We start from the raw sequence: 15,417 nt of genomic DNA on the forward strand, positions 1-15,417 counted from the left end.
CATACTAGGTCATCGTGCGGCCAGCTTGGACGGTTGGTCGGCGCCGCGACAGATCCATGACCGACGCCCCAGGAAGACCGCCCGTCGCCGTGAGCGTGCTCGTGCCCGTGCTCGACGAGGCGGAGAGCATCGAGGCCACCGTCGCGGTGATGGCGTCGCAGCGGTTCGACGGCCTTCTGGAGTTCCTGTTCGCCGACGGCGGCTCGGCCGACGGCACGCGTGAGCGGCTCGCCGCGATGGCGCGGCGCGACCCGCGCATCCGGGTGCTCGACAACCCGCTGCGCGGGACCGCGAGCGGCCTGAACGTCTGCCTGCGCGAGGCGCGCGGGACCTACGTGGCGCGCATGGACGGCCACACGTTCTATCCCCCGGACTACCTGGCGCGCGGCGTCGCGCGCCTGGAGCGCGGCGACGTCGCGTGGGTCGCCGGCCCGCAGCTGCCCGAGGCGCGCGGGCCCGTGTCGCAGGGCGTCGTCGACGCGCTCGCCAGCCCGCTCGGCCGCGGCGCCTCCAAGAAGTGGGCGGCTGGGGAGGCGGAGTTCGACCTCGACACCGGCGTCTTCTGCGGCGTGTGGCGCCGCGCCGACGTCCTCGCCCACGACGGCTGGGACGAGGGCTGGCCGCGCAACCAGGACTCCGAGATGGCGGCGCGCTTCCTGCGGCGCGGGCAGCGGATCGTCTGCGTGCCGGCGATGGCCGCGCGCTACCTGCCGCGCGACTCGGCCCGCGGGCTCTGGCGCCAGTACCGCGGCTACGGCGAGTACCGGGCGCGGACCGCGCTGCGCCATCCCACCAGCCTGCGCCGCTCGGCGCTGCTGCCGCCGCTCGTCGTGGTCGACGTCGCGACCGCCGTCCTGGCGCCCTCGCGCCCGGTGCGTCGCCTGGCCCGCGTGGGCGCTGCGCTCTACGGCCTCGCGATCGGCGCGGGCGCCGCGCGGACCGCGCGGGAGCACGGGCCGGCGCGCGGCCTGCGGGTCGCGCAGGTCCTGCTGACGATGCACCTCGCGCACGGCGTCGGGTTCTTCGCCGGCGCGCGACGCTGGGGCATGCCGTGGCGGGCGGTCACGGTCGCCGCGGGCCTGCCGCCGCGCGAGGCCGAGCGCGCGCCCTTCCCGGGCCCGGTCGACGCGCCGAGCCTCGCGGCCGCTACCGAGCAGGAGCGCTGAGCGGTGCGCCTCGCCGTCTACACCGACTACACCTACATGCAGGACGCCGAGGGCGTCACCGGCGAGCGCGCGTTCGTGCGGTTCATGGTGGCCTTGGCCCCTGAGGTCGAGCACCTGACGCTGGTCGGCCGCCTCCGGCCCGAGCCGGGCCGCTCGCACTACGCGCTGCCGCCCGACGTCGGCTTCGTCGGCCTGCCGTTCTACTCCAGCCTCACGCGTCCCTTCGCCGTGATCGGCTCGCTCGGCCGCTCGGCGGTGCGCTTCTGGCGGATGCTCGACGACGTCGACACCGTGTGGCTCATGGGGCCCTACGTCCACGCGGTCGCGTTCGCGCTGCTCGCCGCCGCGCGCGGCAAGCGCGTGTACCTGGGCGTGCGCCAGGACTACCCCGTCTACGTGCACAGCCGGCACCCGGACCGACGCTGGATCCACGCGGCGGCGACGGTGCTCGAGCGCACCTTCCAGACCATGGCGCGGCGCTGGCCGGTCGCCGTCGTCGGCCCGGACCTGGCCCGCAACTACCACCGGGCCAAGCGCGTGCTCACGCTCACGGTGTCGCTCGTATCCGACGCCGACCTGGTCGCCGCCGACGCCGCGGTGGCGCGCACGCCCGCGACGCCGATGCGCGTGCTGACCGTGGGGCGCCTGGACCGGGAGAAGAACCCGCTCCTGCTCGCCGACGCGATCGCCGGGCTGCGGGCGCGCGGCGTCGACGCGCGCCTCGACGTCGTCGGCGACGGGCCGCAGCGCGACGCGCTGGCCGCGCGCGTCGCCGAGCTCGGGATCGACGACGCCGTCGCCCTGCTCGGCTACGTGCCGATCGACGGCGGCCTGCTGGAGCTGTACCGCGGCGCCGACGTGTTCCTGCACGTCTCGTGGACCGAAGGCCTCCCCCAGGTCCTGTTCGAGGCGTTCGCCGCCGGGATCCCGGTCGTCGCGACCGACGTGGGCGGCGTGGCCGCGGCCGTCGGCGACGCGGCGCTGCTCGTCCCGGCCGGCGACGGCGACGCCGCCGCCGACGCGGTCCGCCGCGTCCGCGAGGAGCCCGGGCTGCGCGAGCGCCTCATCCGCGCCGGCGCCGCGCGGGTGCGCGAGCACACCATGGAGCACGAGGCCCAGTCGCTGGCCCGGTTCCTGGCCGAGGACTAGTAGGGCGCTACCCGCGCGCCGCGCTGCGCGCGGCCCGAGGACTACTAGGGCCCTACCCGCTCGCCGCGCTGCGCGCGGCGACGACGGTGTCGGGCCCGGCGAGCGCGACCTCGCGCTCGATCGCCGCGTCGGCGAGCGCGTGCGCGCGCTGCTGGAGCAGCAGCGGCTGGAGCTCGTGCGCCTGGCCCTCGCCCTCGAACAGGTGCAGCTCGACGTTGGGCCAGCGCGCGAAGCGCGCGAACAGGCCGGTGTTCTCGTAGTCGGCGCGCAGCTGCTCGCCGGCGCCGAAGATCAACAGGCCCCGCTTGCCGGCGTCGCGGAGCCGGTCGAACGCCGCGTCGGCGGGGTCCTGCGGCGTTGCGCGCGAGAACCGGGCCAGCAGCCGGGCCGGCAGGCGTCGCAGCGTGGCGAGCGGCCAGCCCACGACGCCCCGGATCGCGCGGGCCAGGTCGCGGCGCGGCACCTCGCCGCGCACCAGCCGCAGCCACACGTGCGTGTGGCGGAGCTTGGCGAAGCGGCGGCTCTGCCAGGCCAGCAGCCGCACGGGATCCCAGACCAGCGCGCCGGGGTTGAGCATCAGCGCCGACACGGCGCGGTCGTCGGTCAGGCAGGTCTCGAAGGCCCAGTAGCCGCCCGAGCAGAGCCCCATCAGCACGAAGCGGTCGCCGCGGCCGGCCGCCTGCAGCGCGTCCAGCACGCTGCGCACCTGCGCGCCGTAGGCCTCCGTGTAGAAGCCCTCGACGTCGTCCCACGGCTCGCCGTCGGGGTCGGACTCGCCGACGTTGGCGAGGTCGAAGCGCAGCGACGGCACGCCGCGCGCCGCCCAGCGGCGCGCGATCTCGACCGACATCCGGTTGGGTCCGATGTGGCGCTGCGCGCCCGCGTTGAGCAGCACCAGGCAGAGGCCGTGGTCGTGCACGCGACCGCTCGCCGGCTCGGCGAGCACGCCGAAGAGCCTGCCGAACGGCTGCTCGATCGTGAACGGCGACTCGCGCACGGCGCCGCCGTCGGCCGCGGGCTGCTCGAGCGTCGCGTAGCCGCCGGGACCGTCGTCCGGGACCGGCCCGTCGACCGCCGCCCACACCGCGTCGGCCAGCCACGCGTCCACGCGCGCGAAGACCTCCGCCGGCGGCTGCTTGCCGAGGTAGGGCTCGTCCATCATCTCGGCGTGGCCCGGCCCAGGCGCCGTCGTCGTCGCGTAGCCGGCGCTCGCCAGGGCGCGCTCGAGCGCCTCGTCGACCGCGGTGTCCTCGCGGCCGAGCAGCAGCGCGCGGGCGCCGCCGGGCGGCGCGGCGTCCAGCGCGGCCGGGTCCACCTCCGCGAGCGCGCCGAGGGTCTCCGCGGTGAGCAGGTACCCGCCGACGGCCAGGCCGCCCTCCGGCACGACGTCGTCCTCGAGCCGGGCCTTCTCCAGCCGCGCGAAGGCCCGCAGCTCGCGCGTGGCCTTGCGGCCGTTGGCCGGCGTCCCCCACAGCACGAGGTCGCGCAGCGGCGCGCCCGCGGCGGCCGCCGCGCGGAGCAGGAGCCCGCCGACGCCGACGCCGATCGCGGCGACGTCTTGCGTGGCGGTGGCGTGGGCGAGCCACCGCGCGGCGGCGTCCGCGCCCGCGACCCAGGTCCTCACGAGCCCCGCGTCGCGCGGTGTGCCACCGCTGTCGCCGGTGCCCGGCAGGTCGATGCGCAGGACCGGATGGCCCTCCGCCGCGAGGTGCTCGGCCCACCGCCGGCGCGTGGCGTGCGAGCACACGTCGTCGAAGCCGAGCGGCCCGCACATCAGCACCGGCACGCCCGTCGCGGCCTCCGGCGGCGGGTGGTAGATCCCGAAGACCGCCGACGCGCCGCTGCCGAGGTACAGGGGCCGCATCTGGGAGGCGCCGCCGCTCATGGCCGCAGACGTGAAATCGCGCATCGGCTCACGATGCGCCATCTTATGGGGTGACTACGGCCGCTTGGACGAACGGCCGGCGCCGCCGGTCCGACCACGCCGAGGGACCGAGCGTTCATCGACCGCTCACCGGCGGCTGGCCCTGTGGGCCGGCGGGCGCCGCGCTCGCGCGCAGGACCGCGGCGCAGGGCGACGCCGCGCCGATCCGGAAGTCGTGGCTCAGGCGGTCCTTGTACAGCGGCGCCGCGACGACGTTGTCGCTCGCCGCGAAGCCCCCTCCGGAGACGTCGATGGCCGGCGTGCCGCCCTCGAGGCAGTTGCCGACCACGCGGTTGCCGCGCCCCTGCGCCGCGCCGGTCGGGTACCACGACTCGACGTTCGCGCGGATCCGCGCGCCGGTGATCGCGTTGCCCTCGACCAGCGTGTCGCTGCTCGCGGTCCGGCCGTCGCCGGAGAAGATCACGCCCTCGCCGTTGCCGTCGATGACGTTGCCGCGGATCGTCGTGCGCTGGGCGTCGGGGTACAGCTGGATCCCGCGGTCGGCGTTGTCGTAGATGACGTTGTCGAGGATCTGCGTGCCGACGGCGGTGTCGACGTAGATGCCGTGCTGGCGGTTGACCGCCGGCAGGACCCCGCAGCCGTGGATGCGGCTCCAGCGGATCACGGTGTCGTCGGCCCGCCCGTAGCCCGACCCGATCAGGAAGCAGACGCCGGAGCGGTCGTTGGTGACGTCGAGGCGCAGGAACTGCGCGGCGTCGCCGTTGACCGTCGGCGACGGCAGGCCGCGCGCGTTGCGGCCGTCGAGGTCGAGGTCGATGACCGCCACGTGGGACGCCTGGCGCTGGATCCACACGCGACCGACGACCCGCGCGCGCTCGCCGGGCGCCGAGCTCAGCACCACGCGGCTGCGCCCGACCGCGACGTCACCGCGATAGGTCCCGGCGCGCAGGCAGCCGCGCTGCCCCGACCGCAGGCCGCGGACCAGCCGCTGCGCGCTGCGCCAGGGATGCTTCGCCGTGCCCGCGGCGCGGTCGTCGCCGTGGGGGGCCACGAAACGGTCGCAGACGGTCGCGGCGCGCGCGCTCGGCGCCAGCACTCCGGATCCGGCCCCGCCGCAGCCCGACGTCGCCGTCAGCGCCGCGACGGCCGCCACGACCAGGAGGAGGCGACCGGCGTGCGACACGCGGCGAAGGGTAGCCCCGGCGACGCCTGCGGCGAGGCGGTTCGTGCAGACTGCGCGCCATGGCGCGCGCGGTGTTCCTGCAGCTCGGCAGCTTCTCCAACATCAACGCGGCGCTCCTCGAGCACCTCCGCGCCGCGCTCCCGGAGCACGACTTCGACGCGCTCGACCTGCGCGGCGCGGTCACCGCGCCGCGCACGCTGGTCCGGTCCGGACCGCGCGCGGTCGTCGAGTACGGGACCCGCTTGCGCGGTCGAGCGGCCGTGATGAACGCGCTGGAGACCAACTCCACCGCGTTCCGCGTGCTGTCGGCCCGCGCGGCCGCGCACGTCCGGGCGGCCGGCGCCGCGTTCTCGTTCCAGACGCAGTCGCTGTTCGACGGCGCGGTCGAGGGCACGCCGCACTTCGTCTACACCGACCACACGGCGCTCGCCCACCGCCGCTACGACGACGCCGGCGCCGCCCCGCACTTCCCGCCCCGCTGGCTGGCGCTGGAGCGCGGCGTCTACCGCCACGCCCGGTGCACGTTCGCCACGGGGACCAACGTCATGGACTCGCTGCACCGTGACTACGACGTGCCGTCCGACGCCGCCGCGCTGGCGCTGACCGGGCTCAACGTGCCGATGCCCGCGGACGTGAGCGCCAAGGACTACGGCGCCGTCGAGGTCGTGTTCGTCGGCGTCGCGTGGGAGCGCAAAGGCGGGCCCGAGCTCATCGCCGCGCTGGATCGCCTCGCGCCGAGCACGCCCGGCCTGCGCCTGACCGTCGTCGGCTGCCGGCCCCCGGTGCAGCGGCCGTACCTGCACGTGGTGGGACGGGTGGCGCCGGCCGCGGTGGCCGCCCACCTCGCCCGCGCGACCGTCTTCGCCCTGCCGGCCCGCGTCGAGCCTGCGGGCATCGCCTACACCGAGGCCTCCGGGTACGGCCTGCCCGTCGTCGCGACCCGCACCGGCGGGATCCCCGACCGTGTGGACGACGGCCGGACGGGCCTGCTCGTCGCGCCCGGCGACGTCGACGCGCTCACCGCGGCGCTGGGCCGCGTGCTCGACGGCGCCGAGCTGCGGCGCACGCTCGGCCAGGCCGGCCGGGCCATGGTCGCGCAGCGGTTCACGTGGGATGCCGTCGCCCGCGTGATCGCCGACGGGATCCGCGCCCGCCTCTGACGTGGAGCGCGGGCGCTCTGGTCAGGCGCCGGACCGCCAACTGGCAGGGCGCCCGCGGATCGTGTTCGCTCTGCGCACGGCCGTGACGGACGGATGAACGGCCTCGGGATTCCGGCGTGCGCCTCGCCCTCAGCAGGCCAGGCGCACGCCGCCCGTCTCCCCGCTCGGCCTCGCGACCGGCGCCTACCGGCGCGACGCCAGGAAGAAGTAGATGAGCTGGGACAGCGCCGCGACGAAGGCGGCGACGTAGGTCCACGCCGCGGCGCTGAGCACCTGCTTGGCGCCGGCGAGCTCGTCGGCCTCCAGCAGGCGGCCGTCGCCCAGGGCGACGAGCGCGCGGCGCGACGCGTCGAACTCGACCGGCAGCGTGACCAGCTGGAAGAGCACGATCGCGGTGAACAGCGCGAGGCCGACGTTCGTCAGGCCCGTCGCGCCCAGGATCAACCCGATGAAGATGATCGGGATCGCGAACGACGAGCCGATCGACGCGACCGGCACGAACGTCTGGCGCACCCGCATCGGCAGGTAGTTGCGCGCGTCCTGGATCGCGTGGCCGGCCTCGTGCGCGGCGACGCCCAGCGCGGCGACCGTCGACGCCTCGCCCACGTCCGGGCTCAGGTTGAGCGTGCGGTTGCGCGGGTCGTAGTGGTCGGTCAGCCGGCCCTCGACCTCGCGGATCTCGACACCCTCCAGCCCGGAGGACCGGACGACGGCCGCGGCCGCCTGCGCGCCGGTCATCCCGTTGCGGACGGGGACCTGGCTGTACTGCTCGAACGTGCGCTTCACCTTCCGCTGCGCCCACAGCCCGAGCCCGAGCGGGACGATCATGGTGAGCAGCCACACGACGGTGAGCGATGACATGGGCTCGACGCTAGTGCTGATCGCTTAGGGCCGCCTAAGCCTCCAGGTCGCCTTCAGACCGGGACCACGCCGTTGCGCTTCCACGGCCGGTCGACGCGCTTGCCCTCGGCCATCTCCAGGCCGCGGCAGATGACGGGACGGGTCTCGCGCGGGTCGATGACGTCGTCGATCATCGCGTTCCTGGCGGGGATGTAGACGTCGATGATCTTGCGATAGGCGTCGATCAGCTCGGCCTTCTTGGCGGCCGGGTCCTCGGCGGCCTCGACCTGCTTGCGGAAGACGATCTCGACCGCGCCCTCGGCGCCCATCACGCTGATCTCCGCGCTCGGCCAGGCGACGATGAGGTCGGGCTCGTAGGCGCGGCCGTTCATGACGTAGTAGCCGGCGCCGTAGCCCTTGCGCAGGACCACGGTGATCTTCGGGACGGTCGCGTTGGCCACCGCGTACAGCATCTTCGCGCCGTGGCGGATGATCCCGCCCTGCTCGACCTTCGACCCCACCATGAAGCCGGGCACGTCCATCAGGAACACCAGCGGGATGCCGAACGCGTTGCAGAGGTTGACGAAGCGGGCGGCCTTGTCGGCGCTGTCGTTGTCCAGGATCCCGCCGAGCTGCTTGGGCTGGTTGGCGACGATGCCCGCCGGCCGGCCGCCGAACCGCGCGAAGCCCGTGATGATGGTCTTGGCGAACTGCGGCTTCATGTCGAAGAACTCGCCGTCGTCGACGATCCGCTCGATGACGTCGTACATGTTGTAGGGCTTGCGGTTGGACTCCGGCAGGACGTCGAGCAGCTCGTCGTCCATGCGGTCGATCGGGTCGGCGGTCTCCCGGATCGGCGGCGCCTGCTCGTTGTGCGACGGCAGGAACGACAGGTAGGCCTTGATCTTCGCGATGCACTCCTGGTCGTCGGCGACCTCGAGGTCGCCGACGCCCGACTTGCGGCAGTGCACGCGCGAGCCGCCGAGCTCCTCCTGGGTGACGTCCTCCCCGACCGCCGCGCGCACGAGGTGCGGCCCGGCCAGCGCCATCGAGCCGCGGCCCTTGACCATCGGGACGAAGTCGGCCAGCCCCGGGATGTAGGCGGTGCCGGCGGCGCACGGGCCCATCAGCGCGGCCACCTGCGGGATGACGCCGGACGCGACGACCTCCTCGCGGAACAGGTGGCCCGAGCCGGCGAAGAGCGACCCGACCGCCTCCTGGATCCGGGCCCCGGCCGAGTCCAGCAGCCACACCATCGGCATCCGCTTGGACAGCGCCAGCTCGCGCAGCCGCCCGACCTTCAGCTCGCCGGTCATGCCCATCGACCCGGCCATGACCGTGAAGTCGTAGGCCGCGATCGCGACCAGCCGCCCGTCGACCTTGCCGTAGCCGGTGATGACGCCGTCGGCCGGCGCCTGCTTGTCCTCCAGCCCGCGGACGGAGTAGTGGATGCCGGCGTGCAGGCCGAGCTCGGAGAACGTCCCGGCGTCGACGAGCAGGTCGATCCGCTCGCGCGCGGTCAGCTTGTCGGCGGCGTGCTGCTTGGCGATGCGCTCCTCGCCGCCGCCGAGACGCGCTGCGGCCCGCCGTTCGAGGAGGTCGTCGACCAGCGGGCGCAGCAGGGACGTCGGGGCGTTCGTGGTGTCCGTCATGGGAAGTAGGAAGTCCTACTTCCCACTTCGGGATCCGTCAAGCGAGCTCAGTAGCCGGAAGGGCCCGACACGCTGGACGAGTCGCCACCCTTCTCGATCTTCTTGCCGTTGGTCCCGACGACGTACCACTCGGCGCCGAACGCGTCGATGCCTTCGCCCTTGACGCTGCCGGGCTTGTTCTTGTCGGCGATGAACCGGTACAGCGGGTGGCCGTTGTAGGTGACCTGCGTCGTGCCGTCGGACCGCTTGGTCGTGCCGAGCTTCGACGCGGCCGCGCCGCCGCCGGCCTTGGGCTTGCCGCTCGTCAGCGCCGGCGGCCAGTTGACCGCGCACTGCCCGGAGCACGTGCTCTTCTTGGTCTTGTCCTTCTCGAACAGGTACAGCGTCCGGCCCTTGGCGTCGACGAGCACGGTGCCGAGCGATGTGCTCCGTGTCTTGACGGTGGGCGACGAGCCCTTCGACAGGGCGATCGCCGCGGTGCCGCCGCCGAGGGCGACGACGAGGGCGAGAACGGCGAGAAGCGCGAGGGGGCGTCTCATGGTCATGCCTTCCTGCTGTGGGGATGGGTCTCCCTGCAAGACACCGCCGGCGCGCTGGCCTTCCGCCGCCTCAGCCCGCGACCAGCGGCTCCACGACGCTCGCGATCAGCTCGGTGAGCGAGGGGTCGTGGAAGCCCGTGATCTCGCAGCCGAGGATCTCGCAGGAGTCCGCGACCTCGCTGAGCAGCGTGCGCAGGCCCCCGTCGCTCAGGCCGCCCGGCGCCGGGAACGGCGAGGGCAGGATGCCCGGGTCCAGGACGTCGAGGTCGAGGTGGACGAAGACCTCCTGGCCGGCCAGCGCGTCGGCCAGCAGCCCCGGGCGGTCGATCCGCACGACGCCGCGGGTCTCCAGCAGCGCGATCTCGGGCCCGTCGAGGTCCCGCACGCCGCACATCGCGACCGCGGTCGGGTCGACGCGCGGCGCGCCCTCGCCGAGCAGGCCGGCGTCCCAGACCCCACAGGCCGCCGCCAGGCACATGCCGCCGAGGTAGCCGCTGACGGTGGTGTCCGGCGTGTTGAAGTCGGCGTGCGCGTCGAGCCACAGCACGGTCGCCTCCGGACGGTGCCGGACGACCGCCGGCAGCGTGGTCAGCGACACCGAGCAGTCCGGAGCCACGAGGACCGGCCGACCGCCCGCGGCGAGCGCGTCGTCGATCTGGCCGCCGGCCTCGAGCAGGCACCCGCGCGAGCCGCGCAGGTCCTCCTCCCAGCCCACGACCCGCATCGGCGACGGCGAGCCGATCAGCCGCGCCGCGACCCCGTGGCGCGCGCCCAGCTCCTCGGTCAGCGCCCGGGTGCCCGCCGCCGCGTCCTCGACCCGCTCGGAGGACCGGCAGAGCATCCCGACCAGGGTCAGCGGCCCTGCCACACCGGCTCCCGCTTCTCGAAGAACGCTTTCACGCCCTCCTGGATGTCCTCGGTCGAGAACGCGAGCGTGAGGTTGTGATGCAGGTACTCCAGCGCGTCGACGAACGCGAGGTCCTGCTGGCGGTACATCGCGTCCTTGCCCAGGCGCATCAGCACCGGGGACTTCCGGGCCAGCTTGACGGCCCAGTCGCTCACGGCTTCGTCGAAGCCCTCGGCGGGCACCACCCTGTTGACGATGCCGAGCCGCTCGGCCTCGGCCGCGTCGATCCGCTCGCCGAGCAGGAGCAGCTCGTTGGTCTTCTTGCGGCCCACGTTGCGGTAGATCAACGCCATGATCATGAACGGGAACACGCCGACGTTGATCTCGGGCGTCCCGAACGTCGCGCCCTCCTTGGCGACGATCAGGTCGCACGCCAGCGCCAACCCCAGCCCACCGGCCAGCACGTGACCGTTCGCCGCGCAGATCGAGGGCTTGCCGAGCGCCCCGATGAGCTGGAACAGCCGCGGGAAGCGATCGGTCCCGAAGTGCTTGTGCACGAGCGGCACGCCCTCGGCGAAGCCGGCGAGGTTGCCGCCGCTGCTGAAGACCTTGTCGTGCGTGGAGGTCAGCACGACGCAGCGGACCGCCTCGTCGTCGCGCGCGGCGGTGAACGCCGCGAGCAGCTCGTCGAGCACCTGGTCCGAGAGCGCGTTGCGCGTCTCCGGATGATCCAGGGCGATGGTCGCCACGCCGGTCTCGGCGACGTCGTAGCGGATCGTCTCGTAGGCCATGGGCGCAGAGCAAAGCACGTCTGGGCACCAGACGACCATCTGGAACCGCCGTGCTCCGTTTCGTCAGCGGTGAGCGTCTCTGCGCCACGATCGGGACACTTCGGCCAACGCGCGGCAGGAGCCGAGGCCGAAACGGTACAGAGCTTTCACACGCCGTGGTCCGCTACGGCACCATTCACCCTGACCCATGAGCGACCAGACCTCTGACGCCCGGCTGCGCTCCGACGCGCGCCGAAACCGCCGCACCGTGCTGGACGCGGCGGTGGCCCTGCTGGCCCAGCGCCCGCAGGCGACGATGCAGGAGGTCGCCGACGCCTCCGGCCTTGGCCGGACGACGGTCTACCGCCACTTCCCACGCCGGCAGGACCTCATCGACGCGCTGTTCGAGGAGGTGCTCCGCGAGGCGGCCGAGACGGTCGCCGACGCGCTGAGCACGGCCTCGTCGGCGCGCGAGCTGCTGTGCGACCTCGGCCCGCGGATCATCGCCATCGGCGACCGCTACCGGTTCCTGGACGCCCATCCGGACCTGCGCGAGCGCGCGCTGGCGCCGGCCGAGGGCGACGAGCTCGGCGAGAACCCGCTGGAGGCCTACCTCACCGCGGCCCAGGCGCGGGGCGAGGTGCGCGACGACCTGCCGGTGACCTGGATGCTCACGACGCTGCGTGGCCTCGGCGTGGTCGCGATGGTCGAGGTCACCGCAGGCCGGATGAGCGTGGACGAGGCGGGCCGGCACGTCGGGGAGACGTGCGCGTCGGCGTTCGCGCCGCGCGGGGACGGCGGCGCCAGCTGAAAGTAGGACGTGCCACTGTTTACTTTCGGTCCGGCGGTCGTTACGGTCCGCCCATGGCCACGACCGCTGACGTCTTGAAGCCCGACCACGGGGCCGCGCGCAAGCACTTCATCTTCACCGACGAGCACCAGCAGCTCCGCGAGTCGATCCGCGGCTTCGCCACCAAGGAGCTGGCGCCCCACGCCGAGGAGTGGGAGGAGACGACGTTCCCGGACTCCGTCTTCCCGCGGATGGGCGAGCTCGGCTTCCTCGGCCTCGACAAGCCCGAGCAGTACGGCGGCCAGGGCGGCGACTACTACACGTCGCTGGTCCTCGCCGAGGAGCTCGTCCACGGCCACTCCGGCGGCCTGGCGATGGGCATCGCGGTGCACACCGACATGGCGATGCCGCCGATCCTCGCGTTCGGCACCGAGGAGCAGAAGCAGGAGTGGGTCGTGCCCGCCATCAAGGGCGAGAAGATCCTCTGCCTCGGCATCACCGAGCCCGACGCGGGCTCCGACGTCGCCGGCATCAAGACGCGGGCCATCTACGACGAGGCCAGCGACGAGTACGTCATCAACGGGTCCAAGACCTACATCACCAACGGCCACCGCGCCGACGTGATCGTGCTGGTCACCAAGACCGGGGCGGGCGGCGGGTCCGGTTCCGGCCACGGCGACATCTCGCTCTTCCTCGTCCCGATGGACGCGCCGGGCGTCGTCCGCGAGCAGCGGCTGCAGAAGCTCGGCATGCACGCCTCCGACACCGCGCTGCTGGCCTTCCAGGACGTCCGCGTCCCGGCCTCCGCGCTCCTCGGCGAGAAGGGCAAGGGCTTCTACCACATCAGCTGGGAGCTCCAGGGCGAGCGGCTGATCGGCGCCGCCGGCTGCGTGGCCGGCGCCCAGAACTGCTTCGACATGACGCTGAAGTACGCGATGGAGCGCCAGGCGTTCGGCCGCTCGATCGGCAAGTTCCAGGTCATCCGCCACAAGTTCGCCGAGATGGCCACCAAGATCGAGACCGCGCGGCAGTTGGTGTACATGACGGCGTGGCGCTTCAACAACGGCGAGTACCCCGTCCGCGAGATCTCGATGGCCAAGCTGCACGCCTCGCGCATCGCGGTCGAGGTCGCCGACGAGTGCATCCAGATCCACGGCGGCGCGGGCTACATGAAGGAGTACGGGGTCGAGCGCGTCTGGCGCGACCTGCGCCTCAACCGCATCGGCGCGGGGACCGACGAGATCATGCTCGAGGTCATCGGCCGCTCCTACGGCCTGTAGGCCTTCGGTGGCCAAGCCTGAGCCGCCGTTCGGCGACGAGCACGAGGCGCTGCGGGAGTCGATCCGCCGCTTCGTGCTCGCCGAGCTGCGCCCGCACGCCGCCGAGTGGGAGGCGGCCCGCGGCTTCCCCGACAGCGTCTTCGGGCAGTTCGCCGAGCACGGCTTCCTGGGGTTGAAGTACCCGGAGGCCTACGGCGGCCAGGGCGGCGGCTACCTGCACGACGCGGTCCTGGCCGAGGAGCTGGCGCACTGCGGCTCCGGCGGCGTGGCCGCGGGCATCGGCGCGCACATCAACATCGCCACGCCGCCGATCGCGAAGTTCGGCACCGACCGCCAGAAGGAGCAGTACCTGGCGCCCGCGATCGCCGGCGAGAAGCTCGCGGCGCTGGCGATCACCGAGCCGGACGCGGGCTCCGACGTCGCCGGGCTGAAGACGCACGCCAAGCGGGTCGACGGCGGCTGGCTGATCAACGGCTCGAAGATGTTCATCACCAACGGCGTGCGCGCGCACTTCTGGGTGACGGCGGTCAAGACGACCGCCGAGGGCGGCCACCACGGCATCAGCTTCTTCATCGTCGACCGCCAGGACGGCGTGACGACGTCGCCGATCGAGAAGCTGGGCTGGCACGCCTCCGACACCGCGCTGATGGCCTTCGACGACGTGTTCGTGCCCGAGGAGAACCTGCTCGGCCGCGAGAACGAGGGCTTCTACCTCATCATGGCCAACTTCCAGTGGGAGCGGCTGGTGATGGCCCTGGGCGCGGTCGGCGCGATGCAGGTCGCCTACGACAAGACCGTGGCCTTCGCCCAGCAGCGCAACGCGTTCGGCCGGCCGCTCACGGGCTTCCAGGCGCTGCGCCACAAGCTCGCCGACGTCGCGACCACCGCGCACGTCGGGCGCGTCGTCACCTACGACGCGCTGCGCCGGTTCGTCGACACCGAGGGCGACGCGGTCAAGGAGGTCACGATGGCCAAGCTCGCCACCCAGCGCGCCTGCTTCGACGTGATGGACACGTGCCTGCAGATCCACGGCGGCGCGGGCTACATGGAGGAGTACGAGATCGAGCGGATGGCCCGCGACGCGCGCCTGGGCCCGATCGGCGGGGGCACCGACGAGATCATGCGCGAGATCCTGGCCAAGGTCCTGGCGCTCTGAGCAGACGCGCCAGCTTCGCGTGCGAAGTCGCCCGCGCGCAGAACGCGGCGCTCCAGCGCGCCTGACGTCCTGGTGCTGGGGCGGCTGCGCGACAGCTAGGATCCGCCGCGCAAGTTGACGTTGGATTCACGTTCTGGAGAAGGAGACGCGCATGGGAGTCCTCGACGACAAGGTGGCGATCGTCACCGGGTCCGCCCGCGGCATCGGCCGGGCCACCGCTGAGCTGCTCAGCGCCCAAGGCGCCAAGGTGGTCATCAACGACCTCGACGGCGACGTCGCCGAGCAGACGGCGGGCGAGATCGCCGGCGAGACGGCCGTCTACGCGGGCGACCTGACCAAGGGCGACGCGCCCGACCGGCTGGTGCAGACGGCGATCGACGCCTGGGGCCGGGTCGACATCATCGTCAACAACGCGGGCTACACGCTGGACGCGCCGATCCACAAGATGAGCGACGACTGGTGGGAGCGGATGCTCGCCATCCACGTCACGGTGCCGTTCAAGGTCATCCGCGCCGCGGCGCCGCACCTGCGCGAGCCGGCCAAGAAGGAGCGCGAGGAGGGCGTCGAGGTCTTCCGCAAGATCGTCAACGTCTCCTCGGTCTCCGGCACGATGGGCAACGCGGGCCAGGCCAACTACAGCGCCGGCAAGAACGCGGTCGTGGGCTTGACCAAGACGCTGGCCAAGGAGTGGGGCCAGTTCAAGATCAACGTCAACGCGGTCGCGTTCGGCTACATCGAGACGCGGCTGACGGCGTCCAAGGACGACAGCAACCAGATGGAGATCGGCGGCGAGAAGGTCCAGCTCGGCATCCCGGACCAGCTGCGCGGCATGGCCTCCATGTTGATCCCGCTGGGCCGGCCGGGGACGCCGGAGGAAGCCGCCGGCGGCGTCTTCTTCCTGTGCTCGCCGTGGAGCAACTACGTGCACGGCCAGGTGCTGAACGTCACCGGTGGGCAGTTCACCGGCATGACGACGTAGCGCGGCGAGTAGCCTCGACGC

Annotated in this window: 14 protein-coding genes; 7 read left to right on the plus strand and 7 right to left on the minus strand. The window is 73.2% G+C overall.

The annotated features are described in order from the left end of the window. The first annotated feature begins 89 nt into the window (after positions 1-89). The gene (locus DSM104299_RS23745; protein ID WP_272474149.1) at positions 90-1,166 is read left to right on the plus strand and encodes a glycosyltransferase; all 1,077 of its coding nucleotides are present in this window, start codon (positions 90-92) and stop codon (positions 1,164-1,166) included. Between the two features lie 3 nt (positions 1,167-1,169). Beyond that, positions 1,170-2,315: a glycosyltransferase gene (locus DSM104299_RS23750; RefSeq protein WP_272474150.1), complete on the plus strand. Its 1,146-nt coding sequence runs from the start codon at positions 1,170-1,172 to the stop codon at positions 2,313-2,315. A gap of 52 nt (positions 2,316-2,367) precedes the next feature. On the opposite strand, the gene DSM104299_RS23755 is transcribed toward DSM104299_RS23750, so the two are convergent. Together DSM104299_RS23755 and DSM104299_RS23760 are read right to left on the minus strand one after the other, a co-directional pair. Further along, positions 2,368-4,224, minus strand: a complete 1,857-nt coding sequence (locus tag DSM104299_RS23755) for an alpha/beta fold hydrolase (protein WP_272474151.1) — start codon at positions 4,222-4,224, stop codon at positions 2,368-2,370. Between the two features lie 91 nt (positions 4,225-4,315). Further along, positions 4,316-5,383: a right-handed parallel beta-helix repeat-containing protein gene (locus DSM104299_RS23760; RefSeq protein WP_272474152.1), complete on the minus strand. Its 1,068-nt coding sequence runs from the start codon at positions 5,381-5,383 to the stop codon at positions 4,316-4,318. A 59-nt stretch (positions 5,384-5,442) separates the two neighbouring features. Between DSM104299_RS23760 and DSM104299_RS23765 the strand changes: the two genes are divergently transcribed. Beyond that, on the plus strand, positions 5,443-6,543 hold the full coding sequence (locus DSM104299_RS23765; protein WP_272474153.1) for a glycosyltransferase family 4 protein: 1,101 nt from the start codon (positions 5,443-5,445) through the stop codon (positions 6,541-6,543). 183 nt (positions 6,544-6,726) lie between these two features. Here DSM104299_RS23765 and DSM104299_RS23770 read toward each other — a convergent pair whose 3' ends face one another. The 5 genes from DSM104299_RS23770 to DSM104299_RS23790 all read right to left on the minus strand — a co-directional run bounded on the left by DSM104299_RS23770 (position 6,727) and on the right by DSM104299_RS23790 (position 11,212). After that, the gene (locus tag DSM104299_RS23770) at positions 6,727-7,404 is read right to left on the minus strand and encodes a zinc metallopeptidase (RefSeq protein ID WP_272474154.1); all 678 of its coding nucleotides are present in this window, start codon (positions 7,402-7,404) and stop codon (positions 6,727-6,729) included. A 53-nt stretch (positions 7,405-7,457) separates the two neighbouring features. After that, positions 7,458-9,035 (minus strand): acyl-CoA carboxylase subunit beta, encoded by a 1,578-nt coding sequence (locus DSM104299_RS23775; RefSeq protein WP_272474155.1) that lies wholly within the window; start codon positions 9,033-9,035, stop codon positions 7,458-7,460. Positions 9,036-9,082: 47 nt separating this feature from the next. Next, complete coding sequence (locus DSM104299_RS23780; RefSeq protein ID WP_272474156.1) at positions 9,083-9,574, minus strand: COG4315 family predicted lipoprotein; 492 nt, start codon at positions 9,572-9,574, stop codon at positions 9,083-9,085. Between the two features lie 70 nt (positions 9,575-9,644). After that, positions 9,645-10,415, minus strand: coding sequence for an arginase family protein (locus DSM104299_RS23785; protein ID WP_272474157.1), 771 nt, complete (start codon positions 10,413-10,415; stop codon positions 9,645-9,647). A gap of 11 nt (positions 10,416-10,426) precedes the next feature. Then, on the minus strand, positions 10,427-11,212 hold the full coding sequence (locus tag DSM104299_RS23790; RefSeq protein ID WP_272474158.1) for an enoyl-CoA hydratase/isomerase family protein: 786 nt from the start codon (positions 11,210-11,212) through the stop codon (positions 10,427-10,429). A gap of 187 nt (positions 11,213-11,399) precedes the next feature. Here DSM104299_RS23790 and DSM104299_RS23795 point away from each other — a divergent pair, with 187 nt between their 5' ends. From DSM104299_RS23795 to DSM104299_RS23810, 4 genes are all read left to right on the plus strand, one after another. After that, positions 11,400-12,002: a TetR/AcrR family transcriptional regulator gene (locus DSM104299_RS23795; RefSeq protein ID WP_272474159.1), complete on the plus strand. Its 603-nt coding sequence runs from the start codon at positions 11,400-11,402 to the stop codon at positions 12,000-12,002. A gap of 53 nt (positions 12,003-12,055) precedes the next feature. Then, positions 12,056-13,261: an acyl-CoA dehydrogenase family protein gene (locus tag DSM104299_RS23800; protein ID WP_272474160.1), complete on the plus strand. Its 1,206-nt coding sequence runs from the start codon at positions 12,056-12,058 to the stop codon at positions 13,259-13,261. Between the two features lie 7 nt (positions 13,262-13,268). After that, complete coding sequence (locus DSM104299_RS23805) at positions 13,269-14,417, plus strand: acyl-CoA dehydrogenase family protein (protein WP_272474161.1); 1,149 nt, start codon at positions 13,269-13,271, stop codon at positions 14,415-14,417. A gap of 151 nt (positions 14,418-14,568) precedes the next feature. Next, complete coding sequence (locus tag DSM104299_RS23810; protein WP_272474162.1) at positions 14,569-15,396, plus strand: SDR family NAD(P)-dependent oxidoreductase; 828 nt, start codon at positions 14,569-14,571, stop codon at positions 15,394-15,396. The last annotated feature ends 21 nt before the right edge of the window (positions 15,397-15,417 follow it).

The organism is Baekduia alba (genome assembly GCF_028416635.1).
GTDB classification, from domain to species: Bacteria; Actinomycetota; Thermoleophilia; order Solirubrobacterales; family Solirubrobacteraceae; genus Baekduia; species Baekduia alba.